This is a genomic window from Streptomyces sp. H27-C3 (assembly GCF_030063415.1).
In the GTDB taxonomy this organism is placed as follows: domain Bacteria; phylum Actinomycetota; class Actinomycetes; order Streptomycetales; family Streptomycetaceae; genus Streptomyces.
The window spans coordinates 81,814-108,297 of sequence record NZ_JASITA010000001.1 but is presented as its reverse complement, the minus strand read 5'-3'; the positions used below and the strand labels follow the sequence as shown (position 1 = coordinate 108,297).

Sequence of the window (26,484 nt, the reverse complement as noted above, 5' to 3'; positions counted from 1 at the left end):
TCCCTTCGCGTTGAGGAACAGAACTCAGATGACGACAGACATGAACAAGCTCCGCGACTACCTCAAGCGTGCCACCGTCGATCTGCGTCACACGCGTCAGCGACTGCGTGAGGCCGAGGGCAAGAACCGAGAACCGATCGCGATCGTGGGCATGAGCTGCCGCTTCCCCGGCGGCGTCCGGTCCCCCGAGGACCTGTGGGACCTGATCGCCTCGGGCGGCGACGCGATCTCCGGCTTCCCCACCGACCGGGGCTGGGACCTCGACGCGCTCTACGACCCGGACCCCGAGAACCCCGGGACGAGCTACGCGCGGGAAGGCGGATTCCTCTACGAGGCGGGCGAGTTCGACCCCGCGTTCTTCGGGATCGGCCCGCGCGAGGCCCTCGCCATGGACCCGCAGCAGCGGCTCATCCTGGAGGCCTCCTGGGAGGCGGTCGAGCGGGCCGAGCTGGACCCGCTGTCGCTGCGCGGCAGCCGCACCGGGGTGTTCGCCGGAGTCATGTACCACGACTACGTCTCCCGGCTCCCGGCGATGCCCGAAGGCATCGAGGGGTATGTGAGCACCGGCAACACCGGCAGCGTCGTCTCCGGCCGCATCGCCTACACCCTGGGCCTGGAAGGCCCCGCCGTGACCATCGACACGGCCTGCTCCTCCTCCCTCGTGGCGCTGCATCTCGCCGTGCAGGCGCTGCGCCAGGGCGAGTGCGACCTGGCGCTCGCGGGCGGCGTCACCGTGATGGCCGGCCCGACGACCTTCGTCGAGTTCAGCCGCCAGCGCGGGCTGTCGCCCGACGGCCGCTGCCGGGCATTCTCGGCGTCGGCCAACGGCACCGGCTGGTCCGAGGGCGTCGGCATGCTGCTCGTCGAGCGGCTCTCCGATGCCGTCAGGCTCGGGCACCCGGTGCTGGCTGTCGTCCGCGGCTCCGCCGTCAACCAGGACGGTGCGAGCAACGGGCTCACCGCACCCAACGGCCCCGCCCAGCAGCGTGTCATCCACCAGGCGTTGGCCAACGCCCTGCTGTCCCCTTCAGACGTGGACATCGTCGAGGCGCACGGCACCGGCACCACGCTCGGCGACCCGATCGAGGCGCAGGCGCTCCTGGCGACGTACGGGCAGGACCGGCCCGGGGGTCAGCCGCTGTGGCTCGGTTCCGTCAAGTCCAACCTCGGGCACACCCAGGCGGCGGCCGGTGTGGCGGGCGTCATCAAGATGGTGCAGGCGCTGCGCCACGGCGTCCTGCCGAAGACCCTGCACGCCGACGAGCCGAGCCCGCACGTCGACTGGTCGGCCGGGGCCGTCTCCCTGGTCACCGAGAACGCCGCCTGGCCGGAGACCGGCAGGCCCCGGCGCGCCGGCGTCTCCGCCTTCGGGGTCAGCGGCACCAACGCGCACATCGTCGTCGAACAGCACCTCGCCGCCGCAGAACCGGCAGACGCCGAAGCCGCGGACGCCGGTACCGCCGCAGCCGAGGTCGGGGCACCCATCGCAGAGGCCCCCACCGCAGACCCGGCGGGCACCGCACTTCCCCTTATCCCCTGGACCCTTTCCGGCAAGAGCCCCGCCGCCCTCTCGGCGCAGGCCGCCCGGCTCCGCTCCCACCTGGCCGCCGGACAGCCCGCTGCGGACCCGGCCGCCGGCCCCGGCCCCGCCGCGGTCGACGTCGCGTACTCCCTCGCGACCACCCGTACCGCCTTCTCCCACCGCGCCGTGCTGCTCGCGGCGGACCGGGCGGGTCTCGACCGGGCCCTGGACGCCCTCGCCGACGGCAACCCCGACGCCGCCGGCACCGGCCTGGTGCGCGGCACCGCCGGCGACACCCGTCAGGTCGCCTTCGTGTTCCCCGGCCAGGGCTCCCAATGGGCCGGCATGGCCGTCGAACTCCTCGACACCGCACCCGTCTTCCGCGAGCGCATCCGCCAGTGCGAGGAGGCCCTCGCACCTCACGTCGACTGGTCGCTGACGGACGTCCTGCGCGGCGCGCCCGGCGCCCCCGGGTTCGACCGGGTCGACGTCGTCCAGCCCGTCCTGTTCGCGGTCATGGTCTCGCTGGCAGAACTGTGGCGCTCCTACGGCGTGCATCCCTCGGCGGTCGCCGGCCACAGCCAGGGCGAGATCGCCGCCGCGTGCGTCGTCGGCGCGCTCTCCCTGGAAGACGCCGCGAAGGTGGTGGCGCTGCGCAGTCAGGCACTGACCGCACTGTCCGGCCGGGGCGGCATGCTGTCCGTCGCCCTGCCGCTCGATCGGCTGACCCCCCGCTTGGCGGACTGGGGCGACCGGTTGTCGGTCGCAGCCGCGAACAGCCCGACCTCCACCGTCGTCTCCGGCGACTGCGACGCGCTCACCGAACTGCGCGACGCCCTGCACGCCGACGACGTCCGGGCCCGGCTGATCGCCGTGGACTACGCCTCCCACTCCGCGCACGTCGAGGCGGTCCGCGAGCGCGTCCTCGCCGCGCTCGCCGACATCACCCCCCGGGTGTGCGACGTGCCGTTCTACTCCACGGTCACCGGCACGGTCGTGGACACCGACGAACTCGACGCCGAGTACTGGTACCGCAGCCTGCGCCAGACCGTGCAGTTCGAAAGGGTCACCCGCGCCCTCGTACAGGACGGACACAGTGCCCTCATCGAGGTCAGCGCCCACCCCGTCCTGACCATCGGCATCCAGGAGACCCTCGACGACCTCGGCAGCACTGCCGTCACCCTCGGCACGCTGCGCCGCGACGCAGGCGGCGCCGACCGCTTCCTGCGCTCCGCCGCCGAGGCCCACGCCCACGGCGTCGCCCTCGACTGGGCGGCCGTCTTCACGGGCACCGGGGCCCGAAAGGTCCAACTGCCCACCTACGCCTTTCAGTACGAGCGGTACTGGCTCGACGCCCCGCCCGCGGCCGCGGACGCCGCAGGCCTCGGTCTGGCCTCGTCCGACCATCCGCTGCTGGGCGCCGTCGTCAGCCTCGCCGACTCCGACGGCCTGCTGCTGACCGGCCGGCTGGCCACGCACACCCACCCCTGGCTCGCCGACCACGTCGTGATGGGCGCGGTCGTCCTTCCCGGTACGGCGTTCGTGGAACTCGCGGTCCGCGCGGGCGACCACGTCGGCTGCGACAGCCTGGCCGAACTCACCCTCCAGGCACCGCTGATCCTGCCCGAGCACGGCGGAGTCGTCGTGCAGGCCGCGGTCGGCCCGGCCGACGGATCCGGCGACCGGCACTTCGCCATCCACTCGCGCCCCGACACCGCCGCCCCCGAGGACAGCTGGACCTGCCACGGCACCGGCGTACTGACCTCGGCCCCCGAGGCCCGGCCCCAGGACGAGGAGCTGGCCGACTGGCCGCCCGCCGGCGCGACCCCCGTCGACCTCGGCGACTTCTACGCCCAGCTCGCCGAACGCTCCTTCGCCTACGGCCCCGTCTTCCAGGGCCTGCGCGCCGCCTGGCGCCGCGGGGACGAGGTCTTCGCCGAGGTGGCCCTTCCGGCGGACGCCTCCGCCCAGTCCGACGCGGGCAGGTACGGGCTGCACCCGGCACTGCTCGACGCGGCGCTGCACAGCGTCGGGTTCGGCCCGCTCGGAGACATGGGAACCGGGCGGATGGCCTTCGCGTGGGAGAACGTACGCCTGCACGCCACCGGAGCCACCCAGCTGCGAGTGCGGCTGACACCCGTCGGCGAGGACGCCGTGGCCGTCACCGCCGCCGACACCGGCGGACGCGCCGTGGCCACCATCGGCACACTCACCTTCCGCGAGGTGCGCGAGGAGCACCTGCGGGCCGCGCTCACCGACCACCACGAGTCCCTCTACCGCGTGGACTGGCCGGTACTGCCGCTCGCGGACACCACCCCCGGCACCACCGCGCACTGGGCCGTCGTCGGCGTCACCCCGGAGGCGGACGCCGACGAGGTCGCCGACGCCCTGCGGACCGGGGGCCTGCGGCCCGACACCCACCCCGGCCTGGCCGCCCTGGCCGAAGCGGTCGGGGCGGGCGCGCCCGTGCCCGACGTGGTGGCCGCCGTCGTGCCTGCGGCCACCGGGGCCGAGTCCGGCGCCGAGGCCGTCCGGGCGACCGCGCGGGACGCCCTCGCCCTCGTCCGGGCCTGGCTGGCAGACGAACGGTTCGCCGCCTCCCGGCTGGTCGTGCTCACCCGGGACGCCGTCGCCGTACCGCACGACGGCGAGGACGGCGAGGACGGCGTGAGCGCCACCCGGCCGGCGCACGCGCCCGTCTGGGGTCTGATCCGCTCGGCCCAGTCCGAGCACGCCGACCGCCTGGTCCTGGCCGACACCGACGGCGAGCCGGACTCCCTGCGCCGCATCGCCGCGGCCGTCGCGACCGCGGAGCCCCAACTGGCCCTGCGCGCGGGCCGGATGTCCGTCCCGCGGCTGGCCCGGGTCCCGGTCGGTACGGAACCCGCCCCCGCTCCCGCCCTGGACCCGCAAGGCACCGTACTGATCACCGGCGGCACCGGAGCGCTCGGCAAGCTCGTCGCCGCGCACCTCATCACCACCCACGGCATCCGCAACATCGTCCTCACCAGCCGCCGGGGCCCCGACGCCGATGGAGCGGCCGGACTCCGCGACGAACTCGCCGCACTCGGCGCCACCGTCACCGTCGCCGCCTGCGACGCCGCCGACCGGGACGCTCTGGCGGCCCTCCTCGCGACCATCCCCGACGACCGGCCGCTCACCGCCGTCGTGCACGCCGCCGCCGTGGTGGCCGGCGGACTCGTCGACTCCCTCACCGACGACGACCTCGACCAGGTCCTGCGGCCCAAGGTCGATGCCGCGCTCAACCTCCATGAACTGACCCGCGGCCTGGACCTCTCGGCCTTCGTCCTCTTCTCCTCCCTGGCCGGCACGCTCGGCGGCGCCGGACAGGCCGCCTACGCGGCGGGCAACGCCTTCCTCGACGCCCTCGCCCACCAGCGCCGCGCCCAGGGCCTGCCGGCCTCCTCCCTGGCCTGGGGCGTCTGGGACGAGCGCGGCGACCAGACCCGCCTGGAGGCGGGCGACCTGCGGCGCATGGCCCGCGCCGGTCTCGTACCGCTCGGCGCGGAAGAGGGCCTGCGTCTGCTCGACACCGCCCGGACCCTGGACGACGCGGTACTGGCGCCCGTACGCCTCGACCTCGCCGCGATGCGCGCCCAGGCGGCGGCAGGCTCCGTACCGCCCTTGCTGCGCGGGTTGATCCGCACCCCGTCCCGGCGCTCCGTGGAAGCGGCCTCCGGCCCCGGCGGCCTTTCCGCCGAGCTTTCACGGCTGGCCGCCCTGCCCCTCGCCGAGCGCAAGGACACCCTCGTCGCGCTGGTGCGCAACCAGGTCGCCGCCGTACTCGGCCACTCCGCTCCCGAGGCCATCGACCCCGGCCGGGCCTTCCGCGAACTGGGATTCGACTCGCTGGCCGCGATGGAACTCCGCAACCGGCTCGCCATGGCCACCGGCGTACGCCTCCCCGCGACCGTCGTCTTCGACCACCCCACCCCCTCGGCACTCGCCGGCCACCTCTTGGACGAGATTCCCGGCGGCCACCCGGGCCCGGCCCGCATCACGGCCGCGTCCGGCCGCGTCGTCGTCGCGGACAGCGACGAGCCCATCGCCATCGTTGCGATGAGCTGCCGGCTGCCCGGCGAGGTCCGCAGCCCCGAGGACCTCTGGGACCTGGTGGCCAACGGCACGGACGCCATTACCGGCCTGCCCGCCAATCGCGGCTGGGACCTCGACTCGCTGTACGACCCGGACCCCGACCACCCGGGCACCAGCTACGTCCGGGACGGCGGATTCCTGCACGACGCGGGCGACTTCGACCCCGAATTCTTCGGGATCTCGCCGCGTGAGGCCCTTTCCATGGACCCGCAGCAGCGGTTGCTGCTGGAGACGTCGTGGGAGGCGTTCGAGCGGGCCGGCATCGACCCGGCCGCGCTGCGCGGCAGCCGTACCGGAGTCTTCGCCGGCACCAACGGCCAGGACTACGCCATCGGCCTCTCCCAGCAGCAGACGGAGGGCATGGAAGGGCACCTCCTCACCGCCAACTCCGCCTCGGTCGTCTCCGGCCGGGTGGCGTACACCTTCGGTCTGGAGGGGCCGGCGGTGACGGTGGACACCGCGTGCTCGTCGTCCCTGGTCGCGCTGCACCTGGCGGCGCAGTCGCTGCGGCAGGGCGAGTGCGACCTGGCCCTGGCGGGCGGTGTCACCGTCATGTCCACCCCGGGTGCGCTGATCGGCTTCAGCCGCCAGCGCGGGCTGTCCCCGGACGCCCGCTGCCGCGCCTTCGCCGCGGCGGCGGACGGCACCGGTCTGGCCGAGGGCGTGGGCATGCTGCTGGTGGAGCGGCTGTCGGACGCCCGGCGCAACGGCCACCGGGTGCTGGCTGTCGTACGGGGCTCGGCGATCAATCAGGACGGTGCGTCGAACGGCCTGACGGCCCCGAACGGTCCTGCGCAGCAGCGGGTGGTCCGGCAGGCCTTGGCCAATGCGGGCCTGGCGGCCGGTGACGTCGACGCGGTCGAGGCACACGGTACGGGTACGACGCTCGGTGACCCGATCGAGGCGCAGGCCCTACTGAAGGCCTACGGCACCGACCGCGCCGCCGACCGCCCGCTGTGGCTGGGCACGGTCAAGTCGAACATCGGTCATACGCAGGCTGCCGCGGGTGTGGCGGGTGTGATCAAGATGGTGATGGCGATGCGGCACGGTGTGCTGCCGAGGACGTTGCATGTGGATGAGCCGTCGCCGCATGTGGACTGGTCGGCGGGTGCGGTGCGGCTGCTGACGGAGCCGGTGGAGTGGGCCGAGTACGGGCGTCCGCGCCGGGCGGGCGTCTCCTCCTTCGGCGTCAGTGGCACCAACGCGCACGTCATCGTGGAACAGGCACCGGCCGAACCGGCGAGCGAGACGGACGCCGAGCCGAACGCCGATACCGCACGGCCTGCGGTCCCCTGGCTCATCTCCGCGAAGGACGAGAACGGCCTGCGGGCACAGGCAGAACGCCTCCTCGCGTACGCCCAGTCCGCCCGGTCCGCTCACGAGACGGACATCGCCTTCTCGCTGGCGACCACGCGCGCCTCCTTCCCACACCGCGCGGCGATCGTCGGCGCCGACCGCGCCGACCTGCTGCGGGGACTGACCGCCCTCGCGCACGGCGAGACCCCGGGCCCGCAGACCGTGCAGGGCACGGCGTCCGCCGGAGGAAGCCGGACCGCGTTCCTGTTCTCCGGGCAGGGGAGCCAGCGGCTGGGGATGGGCCGCGAGCTGTACGCGGCCTTCCCGGTGTTCGCCGAGGTGTTCGACGGGGTCTGTGCCGCACTGGACGCGCATCTCGAACTGCCCATGAAGGACGTGGTGTTCGGTGACGACCCGGAGCTGCTGAACCGGACCGGGTACGCGCAGCCGGCGCTGTTCGCCCTTGAGGTGGCGTTGTTCCGGCTGGTGGAGTCCTGGGGGGTACGCCCCGACCTCCTGGCCGGGCACTCCGTCGGCGAGTTCGCCGCGGCGCACGTCGCGGGCGTGTTCACGCTCGAAGACGCCGCTAAGCTCGTGGCGGCTCGCGGCCGGCTGATGCAGGCACTCCCGGGTGGGGGTGTGATGGTCGCGGCCCAGGCATCGGAGGAAGAATTACGGGCGCTGCTGGCCGGGTTCGAGGACCGTGCCGGTATCGCGGCGGTCAACGGGCCCTCCTCGGTGGTGGTTTCAGGCACGGAAGAGGCCATCGCGTCGGTGGTCGGGCGACTGTCCGCCCAGGGACGCAAGACGAAGGCCCTCTCCGTCTCCCACGCCTTCCACTCGCCCCTGATGGACCCGATGCTGGCCGACTTCCGGAAGGTCGTCGACGGCGTTTGCTTCGGCACCCCGACGCTGCCGGTCGTTTCCACCCTCACCGGCCGGCGGGTGTCGGCGGAGGAGTTCTGCTCCGCCGACTACTGGGTGCGCCACGTCCGCGAGGCCGTGCGGTTCGCGGACGCCGTCGACTCCCTCGCAGGCGAGGGCGTGGGCACGTTCCTGGAGATCGGCCCGGGCGGGGTGCTGACCGCCATGGCCCAGGACTCCCTGCACGAGACCTCGGTTGCTGTGCCCGCCCTGCGCGGTGACCGCGCCGAGGACCTGGCCGTCACCACAGCCCTCGCCCAACTCCACGTCCGCGGAAAGACCGTCGACTGGCAGGCCGTCTTCGCCGGACGCGCCGCACGACGCGTCGACCTGCCCACGTACGCCTTCCGGCGCAAGCCGTACTGGCTGCTCCCCGCCGACCCCCAGGAGGCCGGACCCGCGACGGCGGACCCGGCGGAGGCCGCGTTCTGGGAGGTCGTCGAGAGCCAGGACCTGGCCGCCCTGGCGGAGCGACTGGAGCTCGCCGGGGACTCCCCGCTCAGCTCCGTACTGCCGGCGCTGTCCCAATGGCGCCGCCGGCAGCGCGACCGGTCCGTCGTCGACGCCTGGCGCTACCGGGTCTCCTGGAAGCCGCTGACCGGACGGGACGCCGCCGAGCTGACGGGTACCTGGCTGCTCGCCGTCCCGGAGGGCGCCGAGGAGGACCGTACGGTCCTCGATGTCGCGGCCGCCCTGTCCCGCCACGGCGCCGACGTCGTACGCCTTGCCGTACACGCCGACGAGGACCGCCCGGAACTCGCCGGGCGCCTGCGCCAGGAGCTTGCCGAGACGGCACCGGCCGGCGTCCTGTCACTGCTCGCGCTCACCGAGGAGCCCCACCCGGCGCACCCGGACCTACCCGCCGGTCTCGCCCTGACCACCCTGCTCGTCCAGGCACTGGGCGACGCGGAGGCGGCCGCACCGCTCTGGTGCGTCACCCGGGGAGCCGTCACGGTCGGCCGCTCGGACATCCTGACGAGCCCGCACCAGGCCATGGTCTGGGGCCTCGGCCGCTCGATGGCACTCGAATACCCGGACCGCTGGGGCGGACTCGTCGACCTGCCCGGCGCCCTGGACGAGCGGGCGGGGCGCCGCCTGGTGTCCGTACTGTGCGCACCGCCCGTGGCGGGCGAGGCGAGCGGCGAGGACCAGATCGCGGTCCGGCCCTCCGGAGTCTTCGTCCGGCGTCTGAGCCGGTCCCTCTCCGGTGGCGTACCGGCCGACAAGGCCTGGCAGCCGCGCGGCACCGTACTGATCACCGGAGGCACCGGCGCGCTGGGCGCACAGGTCGCGCGGCACATGGCACGCGGCGGCGCCGAGCACATCGTGCTGACCAGCCGGCGGGGCCCGGAAGCCCCAGGGGCCATCGAACTCGCTTCGGAGATCGAGGAGTTGGGGGCCAAGGTGACCGTCGTGGCCTGTGACGTCTCCGACCGCGAGCAGGTCGCCGACCTACTCTGGGCACTGCCGGTGGACCGGTATCCGCTGAGGGCGGTGGTGCACGCGGCCGGCATGTCGCAGTTCGCGCCCACCGACACCCTGAGCCTCGCGGACCTCTCGGCCGTCGTCGCCGCCAAGGTGGCGGGCGCGACGCACCTCGACGAACTGCTGGACGACCGGCAGCTGGACGCCTTCGTCCTCTTCTCGTCGGTCGCTGCCGCATGGGGCAGCGGCAGCCAGGCCGCCTACTCCGCCGCCAACGCGTACCTCGACGCACTCGCCGAGCATCGCCGCGCCCGCGGCCTCGCCGCCACGGCTGTCGCCTGGGGACCCTGGGCCGACGGCGGCATGGCGGGCGACGGCGAGGCGGAAGCGCACCTGCGGCGACGGGGGCTGCCGGCGATGTCCCCGGACACCGCGATCGCCGCGCTCCAGCGGGCACTGGACCACGACGAGACCGCCGTCGTCGTCGCGGACGTCAACTGGGACCGGTTCGCGCCCGCCTTCACCGTCGCACGGCCCAGTACGCTCTTCGCCGACCTGCCCGAAGTCCGCAAGGCCCTCGCGGCAGGCGACGGCGCAGCAGGCACCGGAGGCCCGGCCGACGCCGCGGCGCCCTCCCTCCGTGCCGAACTCGCGGGCCTCGCGGAGCCGGAGCGCCACCGCGTACTCCTGGATCTCGTCAGGGCCGAAGTGGCCCAGGCAATGGGCCACTCGGGTCGGGAGGCGGTGGCTTCCGACCGGTCCTTCAAGGACCTCGGCTTCGACTCGCTCACCGGTGTCGAACTGCGCAACCGGCTGAACAAGGCCACCGGGCTGCGCCTGCCCACCACCCTCGTCTTCGACCACCCCAACGCGGAAGCGCTCGCCGGCTTCCTGGCCTCCGAGGTGTCCGGCTACGCGACCGCGGCCGTCTCCACGGGCGGCCCGGCACCGGCCGACCGCGCCGAGGCAGCCCTCGACGAGCCGATCGCGATCGTCGCCATGAGCTGCCGCTTCCCCGGTGGCGCCAACTCGCCCGAACAGCTCTGGCAGTTGCTCGTGGACGGCGTCGACGCCGTGTCGACGTTCCCCGCCGACCGCGGCTGGAACCTCGACGCCCTGTACGACCCGGACCCCGAGCACCCCGGCACCACCTACGTCAACGAGGGCGGATTCCTCTACGACGCCGGCCACTTCGACTCCACGTTCTTCGGCATCTCGCCGCGCGAGGCCCTCGCCATGGACCCGCAGCAGCGGCTTCTCCTGGAAGCCGCGTGGGAAGCCCTGGAACGGGCCCGGCTCGCGCCCTCCTCGGTACGCGGCAGCCGCACCGGCGTCTTCATCGGCTCCGGCTACCAGGGATACGGCGCCGGGCTGGGCGACCTGCCCGACGGAGTCGAGGGACACCTCCTCACCGGCGCATCCAGCAGCGTCATGTCCGGCCGGATCGCGTACTCCCTCGGCCTTGAGGGACCCGCCATGACGGTCGACACGGCGTGCTCGTCCTCACTGGTCGCGCTGCACCTGGCCACGCAGGCACTGCGTCAGGGCGAGTGCGAACTGGCGCTGGTCGGCGGAGCGGCCGTGATGTCCAGCCCCAACGCCTTCGTGGAATTCAGCAGGCAGCGCGGCCTGGCGGCCGACGGCCGCTGCAAGCCGTTCGCGGCCGCCGCCGACGGCACGGGATGGGGCGAGGGCGTCGGCATGCTGCTCGTGGAGCGGCTCTCGGACGCGCAGCGCCATGGCCACCCGGTCCTGGCGGTGGTCCGTGGCAGCGCCGTGAACCAGGACGGTGCGTCGAACGGCCTGACCGCCCCGAACGGCCCGGCGCAGCAGAGGGTGATCCGGCAGGCGCTGGCGAACGCCGGCCTGTCGACCGCTGACGTGGATGCGGTCGAGGCGCACGGGACCGGAACCGCGCTCGGTGACCCGATCGAGGCGCAGGCGCTGCTGGCGACGTACGGCCAAGGCCGCCCGGAAGACCGGCCGCTGTGGCTCGGCTCGCTCAAGTCGAACATCGGCCACACCCAGGCCGCTTCCGGAGTGGCCAGCGTGATCAAGACCGTGATGGCGCTCCGACACGGCATGCTGCCGAAGACGCTGCACGTGGATGAGCCGTCGCCGCACGTCGACTGGTCGGCGGGCGCGGTACGGCTGCTCACCGAGCCCGTGGCCTGGACGGAGACCGGCCACCCGCGCAGGGCGGCCGTCTCCTCCTTCGGGGTGAGCGGCACCAACGCCCACACCATCATCGAGCAGGCCCCGGCCGCCACCCTCGCCGAAGCGGGCGGTGGCGAAACGCCCGCCGGAGAGCAGCACTGCCTGCTCTGGATCGTGTCCGGCAAGGACGAAGCGGCGCTGCGCGAGCAGGCACGCAACCTCCTGGCCCACACGGAGAACCACCCCGGCCTCGCCCCGGCGGACCTCGCCCTCTCGCTGGCAGAGTCCCGGACCGCCATGGCACACCGGGCGGTCGTGCTCGGCCGGACCACTGGGGAACTGGCCGCGGGCCTGGACGTCCTGAGCAAGGGGGAGTCGGCCGCGGACCTCGTACGAGGCGTCGCGAGCCCGGCGGAAGGGAGTACGGCGTTCCTGTTCTCGGGGCAGGGGAGTCAGCGGTTGGGGATGGGGCGTGAGCTGTATGGGTCGTTCCCGGTGTTCGCGGATGCGTTTGATGCGGTGTGTGCGCATGTGGACGGGTATCTGGAGCGTCCGTTGCGTGATGTCGTCTTCGGTGACGATGCGGAGCTGCTGAACCAGACTGGCTACACGCAGCCGGCGTTGTTCGCGGTTGAGGTGGCTTTGTTCCGGTTGGTGGAGTCGTGGGGTGTGCGGCCGGATCTTCTGGCGGGTCATTCGGTGGGTGAGTTCGCGGCGGCTCATGTGGCGGGTGTGTTCTCGCTGGAGGACGCGTCGGCCGTGGTGGCTGCTCGTGGCCGGCTGATGCAGGCGCTCCCTGGCGGGGGTGCGATGGTCGCGGTGCAGGCCTCGGAGGAAGAGGTACGGGCGCTGCTGGCCGGGTGTGAGAACCGCGTGGGTATCGCAGCGGTCAACGGGCCTACGTCGGTAGTGGTTTCGGGCGCGGATGACGCGGTCGCGGCGGTTGTCGAGAGGCTGTCGGCTGACGGCTGTAGGACGAAGGCGCTGTCCGTCTCGCACGCCTTCCACTCGCCGCTGATGGACCCGATGCTGGCCGACTTCCGGAAGGTCGTTGAGGGCGTCTCCTTCGGCTCCCCGAGGCTTCCGGTCGTCTCGACGCTCACCGGTCGTACGGTCACGGCGGAGGAGTTCTGCTCTGTCGAGTACTGGGTGCGGCATGTGCGTGAGGCAGTCCGCTTCGCGGACGCGGTCAACTCCCTTGCCGGCGAGGGCGTGGGCACGTTCCTCGAGATCGGTCCCGGCGGTGTTCTGACCGCGATGGCCCAGGGTGTCCTCGATGGCGGTCAGGCCGTCATTCCCGCGCTGCGCGCGGACCGTGCCGAGGGGATGGCGGTCACCACCGCCCTCGCCCAACTCCATGTCCACGGCACGGCCGTTGACTGGACGGCCGTCTTCGCCGGGCGCGGCGCCCGACGCGTCGACCTGCCCACGTACGCCTTTCAGCGCGAGCATTACTGGCTTGATGCAGCCCCCACCGGGACTGTCGGCGCCGCCGGATCCGTCGATGCGGCCGAAGCGGAGTTCTGGGAGACCATCGAGAGCGGCCGGCCCGAGGCACTCGCCGAGCGGCTGGGCGTGGAAACCGGGGCACCGCTGGATTCGCTGTTCAGCGCGCTCTCGACCTGGCGCCAGGAGAGCCGCACGCGTTCCACGCTGGACAGCCGGCGCTACCACGCGGTGTGGCAGCCGCTCACCGGCACGCCGTCCGGCCCGCTGTCGGGCACCTGGCTGGTCGTGGCGCCGGACACCGAGGACGCCGAGCCGTACGCCCGTACGCTGCGTGACCAGGGCGCCCAACCGCTGTGCGTCACCGTCGCCGACCCGGGAGCCGACCGTGAGGTGCTCGCCGCGCTGCTGCGGGAGGCCGGAGCCGTGGGTGGCCTACCCGTGGCCGGTGTCATGTCCCTGCTGGCGCTCGACCAACGCACCCACCCGGTCCACACCGGTCTGCCGACCGGCCTGACAGCCACCTTCGCGCTCGTACAGGCACTGGGCGCGCTGGAGCTGGACGCGCCGCTGTGGTGCGTCACCCGCGGTGCCGTGTCCGTCAGCGGCTCCCAGCCGGTCACGCGGCCGCTGCAGGGCCTCGTATGGGGCCTGGGGCGTGCGGTCGCGCTGGAGACGCCGCAGCGCTGGGGCGGTCTGGTCGACCTTCCCGAGAACCCGGACGAGCGGGCACTCGCGCGCCTGGCCGGTGTGCTCGGTGGCGCCGGCGGCGAGGACCAGCTTGCGGTGCGTGCCTCCGGGGTACTGGTCCGCAGGCTCGCGCGGATGTCCCGTAGCGCGGGTGTCACCGACGGCCGCTGGAAGCCGCGCGGCACCGTACTGATCACCGGCGGTACGGGCTCGCTCGGCGGGCACGCCGCCCGGTGGCTGGCCCGGGGCGGCGCCGAGCACCTGGTCCTCACCAGCAGGCGGGGCGAGGCGGCCGAAGGTGCGGCCGAACTCGCGGCCGAACTACGGGAATTGGGGGCCCGAGTGACGGTCGCCGTGTGCGACGTCGCCGACCGTGCGGCCCTGGCCGGGCTGCTGGACGGGCTCGCCGATGACCCCTCGCCGCTCACCGCCGTCGTCCACGCCGCGGGGCTTGCGCAGTTCGCCGCCGTCGCGGACACGAGCCTGGACGAACTGGCCGCGGTCGTAGCGGCCAAGGTGGCCGGCGCGGTTCATCTGGACGAGTTGCTCGCCGACCGGGAGCTGGACGCGTTCATCCTCTTCTCGTCCGTCTCCGGAGTGTGGGGCAGCGGCAGCCAGGCCGCCTACTCCGCGGGCAACGCCTTCCTCGACGTGCTTGCTCAGCACCGCCGGGCCAGGGGACTCGCCGCGACCGCCGTGGCCTGGGGCCCCTGGGCCGAGGGCGGGATGGCCGCAGACGGCGGGGCGGAGGAGTACCTCCGGCGCAGCGGGCTGCCCTCGCTCTCCCCGGCCCTGGCGGTCCAGGCCCTTCAACTCGCCATGGACCGGGACGAGACCGCCGTGGTGGTGGCCGACATCGACTGGCCGAGGTTCGCACCGTCCTTCACGATCGGACGGCCGAGCGCGCTGCTCGCCGGCCTGCCCGAGGTGCGGGCGGCGCTGGACGGCGGCGACGAAGGTGACGACGCCGGCAGCACCGCCGCCCCCGTGGTCGCGGAGCTGGTGCGGCGGCTGTCCGACCTCACCCCGGAGGACCGGCACGACCTGCTGCTGGAGCTGGTGCAGAAGGAGGCCGCGGCGGTGCTGGGCTACCCGCGCACGGATGTGATCGAGCCCGACCGGGCCTTCCGGGACATCGGCTTCGACTCGCTCACCGCGGTCGAACTCCGCAACCGGATCGGCGCCGCGACCGGGCTCAGGCTCCCGATGACGATGGTCTTCGACCACCCCACCCCGAGCGCCCTCACCGACCAGCTGCTGAGCGACCTGCTCCCCGCACGGGCCGCCGACGGCGACCCGGACGGGCGTCCGGACGAAGACCGCGTACGGCAAGCCCTCGCGACGATCCCGCTGGCACGCCTGCGGGAAGCCGGGCTGATGGACGCGCTGCTGGGCCTCACACGGCCGGACGGCGGCGCGACGTACCCGGACGGCGCCCCCGACGACGGGAGCGGCCCGGACGCCGACTCCGCCATCGCGGAGATGGACCTCGAAAACCTCATCGAACTGGCGCTTGGCGACAGCGAAGCCTGATCAACGGCCTGAGTACGGAGCACACGATGACCACATCGAACGAGAAGATCGTTCAGGCACTGCGGGCCTCCCTTCAGGAGACCGAGCGGCTGCGCCGGCAGAACCGGAAAATGACGGCCGACTCCCGCGAGCCCATCGCCATCGTCGCGATGAGCTGCCGTTTCCCGGGCGGGGTGACCTCGCCCGAGGACCTGTGGCGGCTGGTGGCGGAGGGCGGCGACGCGATCTCCGGCTTCCCCGCCGACCGGGGCTGGGACCTGGACGCGCTGTACGACCCCGACCCGGACAACGCGGGCACCTGCTACGTCCGCCACGGCGGATTCCTCGACGGCGTGGGCGAGTTCGACGCCGGGTTCTTCGGAATCTCGCCGCGCGAGGCCCTGATGATGGACCCGCAGCAGCGGCTGCTGCTGGAGACGGCCTGGGAGGCGTTCGAGCGGGCCGGCATCGACCCGGCGGCCCTGCGCGGCACCCGGACCGGGGTCTTCGCCGGCACCAACGGCCAGGACTACGCCCGGCTGTCCACCTCCCCGGAGGACTTCGACGGATACCTGGGGACGGGCAACGCCGCCGCCGTCGTCTCCGGACGCCTCGCCTACACCTTCGGCCTTGAGGGGCCGGCGGTGACGGTCGACACGGCGTGCTCGTCGTCCCTCGTAGCCCTGCACCTCGCCGCCCAGGCGCTGCGCAAGGGCGAATGCTCGCTGGCCCTGGTCAGCGGTGTGACGGTCATGTCCACACCGGGCGCGTTCATGGAGTTCAGCCGGCAGCGCGGACTGGCCGCCGACGGCCGCTGCAAGCCGTTCTCGGCCGCCGCCGACGGTACGGGCTGGAGCGAAGGCGTCGGCATGCTGCTCGTCGAGCGGCTCTCCGACGCCCGGCGCAACGGGCACAAGGTGCTGGCCGTGGTCCGCGGCAGCGCGGTCAATCAGGATGGGGCGTCCAACGGCCTGACCGCCCCGAGCGGTCCGGCGCAGCAGAAGGTGATCCGCCAGGCCCTGGCCAACGCCGAACTCGCCGGGGCCGACGTGGACGCCGTGGAGGCGCACGGCACCGGCACCTCACTCGGCGACCCGATCGAGGCCCAGGCCCTGCTCGCGACGTACGGCCAGGACCGGTCGGCCGGCCGCCCGCTGCTGCTCGGCGCGCTCAAGTCGAACATCGGCCACACCCAGGCCGCCGCAGGCGTCGCGGGTGTCATCAAGATGGTCATGGCCATGCACCACGGGGTGCTTCCCGGCACCCTGCACCTCGACGAGCCGTCGCCGCACGTGGACTGGTCGGCGGGCGCCGTCCGGCTGCTGACGGAGTCGGTCGAGTGGCCGGAGAAGGAGGGGCCGCGCCGGGCGGGCGTCTCCTCGTTCGGTGTGAGCGGCACCAACGCCCACGTCGTACTGGAACAGCCGGCCCCTGAAACGGCCGTCGAAGCAACGGAGTCGGCCCCCGAGGCCGCCCAGGCCCCGGTCCTCTGGCCGATCTCGGCCCGTACCCCCGAGGCACTCCCCGAACAGGCCCGGCGACTCCTCTCGTACGTACGGGAGCACCCGCAGACCCTGGCGGCCGACATCGGTCACGCGCTCGCGACGACGCGTGCCGGGCTGCCGCACCGCGCGGCCGTCGTGGGGCGAAACCTCGAGGGACTGCTGACCGGACTCGCCGCGTTCGCCCGCCACGAGTCGACGGGGCATGTCTTCGAGGGTACGGCGGTGCGCAAGAGCAAGGTGGCGTTCCTGTTCCCGGGGCAGGGAAGCCAGAGGACCGGGATGGGGCGCGAGCTGTACGCGGCGTTCCCGGTGTTCGCCGAGGCCTTCGACGCGGTGTGCTCGGAGCTGGACCCGCATCTTGAACAGCCCTTGAAGGATGTGGTGTTCGGTGAGGACGCGGAGCTGCTGAACCGGACCGGGTGCACGCAGCCGGCGTTGTTCGCGGTCGAGGTGGCGTTGTTCCGGCTGGTGGAGTCGTGGGGTGTGCGCCCGGACGTGGTGGCCGGTCATTCGGTGGGCGAGTTCGCGGCGGCCCATGTGGCGGGCGTGTTCTCCCTGGAGGAAGCGGCGCGGTTGGTGGCTGCTCGCGGCCGCCTGATGCAGGCGCTTCCGGCCGGGGGTGTGATGGTCGCGGTGCAGGCCTCCGAGCAGGAGGTACGGGCTCTGCTGGCCGGGTTCGAGGACCGTGCGGGTATTGCGGCGATCAACGGGCCGTCGTCGGTGGTGGTTTCGGGTGCCGAGGACGCGGTCGCGGCGGTGGTCGAGAAGCTGTCGGCCGACGGGCGCAAGACCCAGGCGCTGTCGGTATCCCACGCCTTCCACTCGCCCCTCATGGACCCGATGCTGGCCGACTTCCGCAAGGTCGTCGGGGGCGTGGCCTTCGCCGAGCCGGTCATTCCGGTCGTGTCGACCGTGACGGGCCGTCCGGTGACGGCGGGGGAGCTGGCTGACGCCGAGTACTGGGTGGGTCAGGTCCGTGCGGCGGTGCGGTTCGCGGACGCGGTGGGGGCGCTGTCGACCGCCGGTGCGTCGGTGTTCGTCGAGGTCGGCCCCGGCGGCGTACTGACGGCCCTGGCGCAGTCGCTGCTCGATGCGCAGTCCGCGGTGGCCGTGCCGCTGCTGCGCGCGGACCGCCCCGAGGACCTCGCGGTGGCCTCCACGCTGGCGCAGCTCCACGTCCACGGTGTCGCGCTCGACTGGACCGCCCTGCTCGGCGACCGGAACGCCGGCCTCCATGACCTGCCCACCTACGCCTTCCAGCGCCGCCGGTACTGGCTGGAGTCGACGGCGTTCTCAGGTCGGCAGACGGTTACGGAAGCCGGGGGAGCGGATCCGGCGGAGGCCGGGTTCTGGGAGTCCGTGGAGCGCGCGGACCTCGCGGCGTTCGCGGAACGGCTCGACGTGGCGGGTGACGCGCCCCTCAGCTCGGTGCTGCCCGCGCTCTCCATGTGGCGCCGCAAGCACCGCGAGCAGTCCACGGTGGACAGCCGGCGCTACCGGATCGGGTGGAAGCCCGCAGGCGGCTCCGCACTCAACGCCACACGGTTGAGCGGCACATGGCTCGTCGTGGCGCCCGCCGGTCGAATGGCGGACGGCCAGTGGGGGGCCGCCACGGTGCAGGCACTCCGCGACCACGGGGCAGAGGTGCGGCCCGTGGCGGTCGAGCCCGGCACGGGCCGGGAAGCACTCGCCGACCAGCTGCGGAGCGCCCTGTCCGGCGCCCGGGATGCCGCCGATGTTCCCGGCGGAACCACGGACGTCGTCGGAGTGCTCTCCCTGCTGGCGGCCGACGAGCGGCAGCCCCCCGTGCACGCCGTGCTGCCGGAGGGGCTCGCGTCGACCCTGGCGCTGATCCAGGCCCTCGGCGACGCCGGCATCGGCACACCGCTGTGGTGCGCGACCCGGGGCGCCGTGTCCACCGGATCCTCCGACCCGCTCCGCAGCGCTCATCAGGCACAGGTCTGGGCACTCGGCCGTACCGCGGCGCTGGAGCACTCCGGACGCTGGGGTGGTCTGGTCGACCTTCCGGACGTGCTGGACGCCCGCGTGGCGCGGCGCTTCGCGGCAGTGCTCGCAGGTGCCCACGGGGACGAGGACCAGCTGGCCGTGCGGGCCGCGGGTGTCTTCGTACGACGCCTGCTGCGCTCGCCGCAGGGCGACGCGACCGGCGCGACCGCCGGGTGGCAGCCGCGCGCCACCGTCCTGATCACCGGTGGCACGGGTGCCCTAGGCGCCCACGTGGCCCGGTGGCTGGCCGGCGCGGGCGCGGCGCACCTCGTGCTGACGAGCCGACGCGGGGCAGCGGCGGCGGGCGCCGACGCGCTGCGCGCCGAACTGGAGGAACTCGGCGCGAAGGTCACCATCGAGGCCTGCGACATCGCGGACCGGGACGCGGTGGCGCGCCTGCTCAAGGGTCTGGAACAGGAGCACCCGCTGAGTGCCGTCGTGCACGCGGCCGGAGCGGGCACCCCCGGCATGCTGGCCGAGACGACGCCGGAGGAGTTCGCCCGGGTCCTCGCGGCCAAGGCGGCGGGCGCCCGGCACCTGGACGACCTGCTGGGCGACCGCCCGCTGGACGCCTTCGTCCTCTTCTCGTCGATTTCCGGCGTATGGGGCGCGGCAGGGCAGGCGGCGTACGCGGTGGCGAACGCCTCCCTCGACGCCCTCGCCGAGCAGCGCAGGGCGCGCGGGCTCACCGGAACGGCCGTGGCCTGGGGCCCGTGGGCCGGTGGCGGGATGGTCGAGGACGGCGACGCCGAGGAGCGGCTGCGCAAGCGCGGACTGCCCGCCCTCTCCCCGCCGTCGGCGATCGCCGCACTGCGCGGAGTCGTCGACCGCGACGAGACGGCGGTGACGGTGGCGGACGTCGCGTGGGACCGCTTCGCACCCTCCTTCACGCTGCTCCGGCCGAGCCCGCTGCTGAGCGAGATCCCCGAGGCCGCCACCGCCCTGGCGGCAGCCGCGGCGGCATCGGTGCCGGGCGGCGGGGCGGGCCACGGCGAGCTGCCCGAGTTCGTCCGCCGGACCATGGCCCTGACCGGGCCCGAGCGGGCCCGCGCGGTCCTCGGACTCGTACGGCGCGAGGCGGCAGCGGTGCTCGGGCACCAGGACACGGAGGCGGTTGCCGCCGACCGGGCCTTCCGCGAGCTGGGCTTCGACTCCCTGACCGCCGTCGAGCTGCGGAACCGGCTGAACAAGACGACCGGTGCCGGGCTCCCGGCCACCCTCGTCTTCGACCACCCGTCCCCGGCCGTACTGGCCGCACACCTCCTGACCGAGCTGACGGCTGCCGCCACCGGTATCGCGGCTGCCGCTGCCCATGCTCCGGCGGCCGCAGCCCGCACGTCCGAAGACGACGAGCCGATCGCGATCGTCGCCATGAGCTGCCGCTACCCGGGCGGGGTACGTACCCCGGAAGACCTCTGGCGCCTGGTCGCCGACGGCCGTGACGCGATCGGCGGATTCCCCGTCGACCGGGGCTGGGACCTGGACTCGCTGTACGACCCGGACCCCGACCGGCCCGGCACCACCTACGCCAAGGACGGCGGTTTCCTCTACGACGTCGCCGACTTCGACCCGTTGTTCTTCGGCATCTCGCCGCGCGAGGCGCTCGCCATGGACCCGCAGCAGCGGCTGCTCCTTGAGATCGCCTGGGAGGCGTTCGAGCGGGGCGGCCTCGACCCCACCTCGCTGCGCGGCAGCAGCACAGGGGTCTTCATCGGCTCCGGCTACCAGGACTACGCGTCGCGCCTGCTGAGCGTCCCGCAGGACCTGGAGGGCTACATCGGCACCGGAAGCTCCGGAAGCGTCGTCTCCGGCCGTATCGCCTACTCCTTCGGCCTTGAGGGGCCGGCGCTGACGGTGGACACGGCGTGCTCGTCCTCGCTCGTCGCCCTGCACCTCGCCGCTCAGGCACTGCGGCGCGGCGAGTGCGACCTGGCCCTGGCCGGCGGTGTGACGGTGATGTCCAGCCCCAACGCCTTCATCGAATTCAGCAGGCAGCGCGGGCTGGCCGCGGACGGCCGCTGCAAGTCGTTCGCCGCCGCGGCCGACGGGACCGGCTGGGGTGAGGGTGTCGGCATGCTGCTCGTGGAGCGCCTGTCGGACGCTCGCCGCAACGGGCACAAGGTGCTGGCGGTGGTCCGTGGCAGTGCCGTGAACCAGGACGGTGCGTCGAACGGCCTGACCGCCCCGAACGGTCCGGCGCAGCAGCGGGTGATCCGCCAGGCGCTGGCGGATGCCGGGCTGTCGGCCGCGGATGTGGATGTGGTGGAGGCGCACGGTACGGGTACGCGGCTGGGTGACCCGATCGAGGCGCAGGCGCTGCTGGCGACGTACGGGCAGGACCGGCCCGCCGGCCGGCCGCTGTGGCTCGGCTCGCTCAAGTCCAACATCGGGCACACACAGGCGGCTGCCGGCGTGGGCGGGATCATCAAGATGGTCGAGGCGATGCGCCACGGCGTCCTGCCCAGGACCCTGCACGTGGACGCGCCGACCCCGCACGTCGACTGGTCGGCGGGCTCAGTTGAGCTGCTGACCGAAGCTGTCGACTGGAAGGCCGACGGCGAGCACACCCGCCGCGCCGGAATCTCCTCCTTCGGCGTGAGCGGCACCAACGCCCACATCATCATCGAGCAGGCCCCGTCGGAGACCCCGGCCGCCGACGAGGCGCGTACCGAGCCGGTCGCAGTCCCCTGGCTCATGTCCGGTACCGGCCCGGAAGCCCTCCGCGAGCAGGCCCAACGCCTCCTCGCTCACATCGAGAGTCACCCGGAGCTCGAACCGGCCGACGTGGCCCTTTCGTTGGCGGCCTCGCGCGCTGCCCTGGAGCACCGCGCTGCGGTGCTGGGCACGCAGCGCGAGGATTTCCTCCCGGCGCTGCGCGCACTGGCGGCGAGTGACACCGCCGGGATGACGGACTCGGCACTCCGCGGCACTGCTTCCTCGGAGCGCAAGGTGGCGTTCCTGTTCTCGGGGCAGGGGAGTCAGCGGTTGGGGATGGGGCGTGAGCTGTACGCGCTGTTCCCGGTGTTCGCGGATGCGTTTGATGCGGTGTGTGCGCATGTGGACGGGTATCTGGAGCGTCCGTTGCGTGATGTCGTCTTCGGTGACGATGCGGAGCTGCTGAACCAGACTGGCTACACGCAGCCGGCGTTGTTCGCGGTTGAGGTGGCTTTGTTCCGGTTGGTGGAGTCGTGGGGTGTGCGGCCGGATCTATTGGCGGGTCATTCGGTGGGTGAGTTCGCGGCGGCTCATGTGGCGGGTGTGTTCTCGCTGGAGGACGCGTCGGCCGTGGTGGCTGCTCGTGGCCGGCTGATGCAGGCGCTCCCTGGCGGGGGTGCGATGGTCGCGGTGCAGGCCTCGGAGGAAGAGGTACGGGCGCTGCTGGCCGGGTGTGAGAACCGCGTGGGTATCGCAGCGGTCAACGGGCCTACGTCGGTAGTGGTTTCGGGCGCGGATGACGCGGTCGCGGCGGTTGTCGAGAGGCTGTCGGCTGACGGCTGTAGGACGAAGGCGCTGTCCGTCTCGCACGCCTTCCACTCGCCGCTGATGGACCCGATGGTGGCCGACTTCCGGAAGGTCGTTGAGGGCGTCTCCTTCGGCTCCCCGAGGCTTCCGGTCGTCTCGACGCTCACCGGTCGTACGGTCACGGCGGAGGAGTTCTGCTCTGTCGAGTACTGGGTGCGGCATGTGCGTGAGGCCGTCCGCTTCGCGGACGCGGTCAACTCCCTTGCCGGCGAGGGTGTGGGCACGTTCCTCGAGGTCGGTCCCGGCGGTGTTCTGACCGCGATGGCCCAGGGTGTCCTCGATGGCGGTCAGGCCGTCATCCCCGCGCTGCGCGCGGACCGCGCCGAGGGGATGGCGGTCACCACCGCCCTCGCCCAGCTCCATGTCCACGGCACGGCCGTTGACTGGACGGCCGTCTTCGCCGGGCGCGGCGCCCGACGCGTCGACCTCCCCACCTACGCCTTCCAGCGCGAGCACTACTGGCTCGACACCGGGACCATGGCCGGGGATCTGGCAAGCACGGGACTGCGCTCGGCGGACCACTCGCTGCTGGGCGCCGCCGTGCCGCTCGCCGACGGTGAGGGCGTGGTGCTCACCGGGCGGCTGTCGCTGACGGCGCAGCCCTGGCTGGCGGAGCACCAGGTCATGGGATCGGTGCTGCTGCCCGGTACGGCGCTGGTGGACCTCGCGATCCGGGCCGCCGACGAGACGGGCTGTGACCGGGTCGACGAACTCACCCTCCAGGCTCCGCTCGTTCTGCCTGCTCAGGGCGCCGTCCAGCTCCAAGTCGCCGTGACCGGCCCCGACGACAACGGGCGCCGGACCGTGCGGGTTCATTCCCGCCCGGACGCCTCGGGCCTCGACTCGCCCTGGTCGACCCATGCCATCGGAGTACTCGCCACGTCGGCCTCGGCACGGACGGACTCGCTCGGGCAGCCCGGCCCCGGGGCGGACCTGACGCAGTGGCCGCCCGCCGCCGCGCAGCCGGTTCCGGTCGAGGGCTACTACGAGCGGCTGACGGAGCTCGGCTTCGGCTACGGGCCGGTCTTCCAGGGGTTGCGCGCGCTGTGGCAGCGCGATGGCGAAGTGTTCGCGGAGGTCGCCCTGCCGGAGGACACCGCCGTCGACGGATTCGGCGTGCACCCGGCACTGCTCGACTCCGCTCTGCACGCGGTCGGTCTCGGCGGACTGCTCCCGGACACCGGGCAAGGGCGCATCCCGTTCGCCTGGAGCGGTGTACGGCTGGACGCGACGGGGGCCACGAGCCTGCGGGTCCGCCTGGCCTCGCCGGCCCCTGACACGGTGTCGCTGCTCGTCGCCGACGGCACGGGCCGGCCGGTCGCCTCGGTCGAATCCCTCGTGCTGCGGGCGGTGACGGCCGATCAGCTGGCCTCCGCACAGCAGGTCGAGCACCAGGACGCGCTGTACCGGATGGACTGGCCCGCCCTCCCGCCGGGGGACACCGATGCCCCGGGGACGGGCGCCATCGCCAGGGTCGAGGACCACGCGGGACTCCTCACGCTCCTGGCCGCCCTCGACGGCGGGGGCAGGCTCCCGCAAGCCGTTCTGGTCCCGGTGCCGCGCGGCGATGGCGGTGCCACGGCGCACGACGTCCGCGCGGTGACCCGGCAGGGCCTCGAACTCCTGCGGACCTGGCTCGGCGACGACCGGACCTCGGGCTCGCGGCTGGCGCTCCTCACGCGGGGGGCTGTCGCCCCCGAGCCCGGTGCCACGGTCGCGGACGCGGCTCAGGGCGCGCTGTGGGGACTCGTACGGTCCGCGCAGTCGGAGAACCCTGAACGGCTGGTCCTCGTCGACCTCGATCGCCTGGACGACCTCGACGGTCACGAGCGATCCGAGCGGGCCCTGCCTGCCGCCCTGGCGACCGGCGAACCGCAGCTCGCGCTGCGCGGCGGCACCGCCTACGTGCCCAGGCTCGCCCGACGGACGGCCGGTGACGCGCTGCGCCCCGCCCCCGGCGTCACCAGCTGGCGGCTGACCACAGGCGCAACCGGCGCCACCGGCACCCTCGACGACCTCGCGCTGACGGAGAACCCCGCGGCCACCGCCCCGCTCGGCGAGGGCCAGGTGCGGATCGCGGTGCGCGCCGCGGGCGTCAACTTCCGCGACGCCCTCATCGCGCTCGGCATGTATCCGGGGGCCGCGACGCTGGGCAGCGAGGCCGCCGGTGTCGTGGTCGAGACCGGGCCCGGGATCACCGCACTGGCGGTGGGGGACCGGGTGTTCGGAATGATCCCCGAGGCGTTCGGCCCCCTCGCCGTCGCAGACCACCGGATGGTGGCGCGGATGCCGGAGAGCTGGACGTTCACCGAGGCCGCCTCGGTGCCGATCGTCTTCCTGACCGCCTACTACGCCCTGGTCGACCTGGCGGGCCTGCGGGCCGGGCAGTCGCTGCTGGTGCACTCGGCGGCGGGCGGCGTCGGCATGGCCGCGACCCAGCTGGCCCAGCACCTCGGCGCCGAGGTCTACGGCACCGCGGGACCCGGCAAATGGGCGGCCCTGCGGGCAGCCGGCCTGGACGACGACCACCTCGCCTCGTCGCGCGAACTCGGCTTCGAGCAGCGGTTCCTGGCCGCCACCGGCGGCCGGGGCGTGGACGTCGTACTCAACTCCCTCGCCGGCGACTACGTCGACGCCTCGCTGCGCACGCTCGCCGACGGCGGCCGCTTCCTGGAGATGGGCAAGACGGACGTCCGCGACCCGGAGCGGGTCGCCGACGAGCACCGCGGCGCCGCGTACACGGCCTTCGACACCATCGAGGCGGGGCCCGACCGCATCGGCGCCATGCTCCGCGAACTCGTAGCGCTGTTCGAGGCCGGGGCGCTGCGGCCGCTGCCCGTCACCTGCTGGGACGTACGCCAGGCACCCGAGGCGCTGCGCCACCTCAGCCAGGCCCGGCACATCGGCAAGCTAGTCCTGACCGTCCCTGCCGCGCTCGACACCTCGGGCACCGTGCTCGTCACGGGCGCCACCGGGGCACTGGGCGGGCTGGTGGCCCGCCACCTGGTGGCCGAGCACGGCGTACGGCACCTGCTGCTCACCAGCAGGCGCGGCACGGCCGCCGACGGGGCGGCCGGGCTGCGGGACGACCTGCTCGCGCAGGGTGCCGCGACCGTCACGGTGGCGGCGTGCGACGCGGCCGACCGGGAGGCACTTGCCGCACTGCTGGCCACCGTCCCCGAGGACCGGCCGCTGACCGCCGTGATCCATGCGGCCGGCGTACTCGACGACGGCCTGGTCGCCTCGCTCACTCCGGACCGGCTGGACGCGGTGCTGCGCCCCAAGGTGGACGCCGCGCTCAACCTCCACGAGCTGACCCGGGGCCTGGACCTGTCGGCGTTCGTGCTGTTCTCGTCGGTCGCCGCGACGCTGGGCAGCGCCGGGCAGGGCAACTACGCCGCGGCCAACGCGTTCCTCGACGCGCTCGCCCAGCGCCGCAGGGCGGCCGGCCTGCCCGCGACCGCCATCGCCTGGGGCCCCTGGGCTGACAGCGGCATGGCCTCGGGCATGGACGAGTCGGGACGAGGCCGGATGGCCCGCTCCGGACTGGTCTCCTTCCGCGCCGCAGAGGGCCTCGCACTCTTCGACGCGGCCCGGACCGGCGCGTACGCCGTCGCGGTACCGGTGCGCTTCGACACCTCGGCGCCGACGGCCGGCCCGGACGCCACCCAGGCGGTCCCGGCGATCCTGCGCGGCCTGGTCCGCCCGGCCGCCCGGCGCACCGCTCGGGACGTCATGTCGGCCGGGGGCGCCGACGCGCTGCGCGACCGGCTGAACGGCCTGTCCGCGCCCGAACGGGACAGCGTCCTGCTGGACCTGGTGCGTACCCAGGTGGCGGCGGTGCTCGGTATCGGAGGCCCGCGGGACGTCGACCGGAACCGGGAGTTCAAGCTGCTCGGCTTCGACTCGCTCACGTCGGTGGAGCTGCGCAACCGGCTGGGCGCCGCCACCGGACTCCGACTGCCGGCCACCCTCGTGTTCGACTGCCCGACGCCCCTCGCGCTCGCCGAACGCATCCGCCTCGACCTCGTGCCCGAGCAGACACCGGCCTCGTCGGCCCTGTCGGTCTTCGGTGAACTCGAACGGCTGGAGACGGTCCTCGCGGCCGTCGGAGCCGACGACGAGCTGGTCCGGTCCCGGATCAGGACCCGCCTGCAAGGCGTGCTCACGGCGTTCAGCGAGAGCTCCGCCGCCACCGAGGGGCGAGGGGGCGGTCCGACGCCTGACGAGGCATCCGACGAGAGGCTCCAGAGCGCCACTGTCGACGACATCTTCGCGCTCATCGACCAGGAGCTCGACGGCTCCTGAACACCCGGACAAGCGCGGTGCACACCATCGCGGCCGCACCACCACACCACTTTC

General features: G+C 73.6%; 2 protein-coding genes. Both read left to right on the top strand.

The window, feature by feature from the left end; translation table 11 throughout:
* Positions 1 to 10 precede the first annotated feature (10 nt).
* Positions 11 to 15,109: a type I polyketide synthase gene (locus tag QMK30_RS00395; protein ID WP_502963025.1), complete on the top strand. Its 15,099-nt coding sequence runs from the start codon at positions 11 to 13 to the stop codon at positions 15,107 to 15,109.
* Entirely contained in the window at positions 15,106 to 26,430 is an 11,325-nt protein-coding gene (locus tag QMK30_RS00385) for a type I polyketide synthase (protein WP_502963040.1), read from the top strand. The genes QMK30_RS00395 and QMK30_RS00385 overlap by 4 nt, the downstream gene beginning before the upstream one ends.
* Positions 26,431 to 26,484 lie beyond the last annotated feature (54 nt).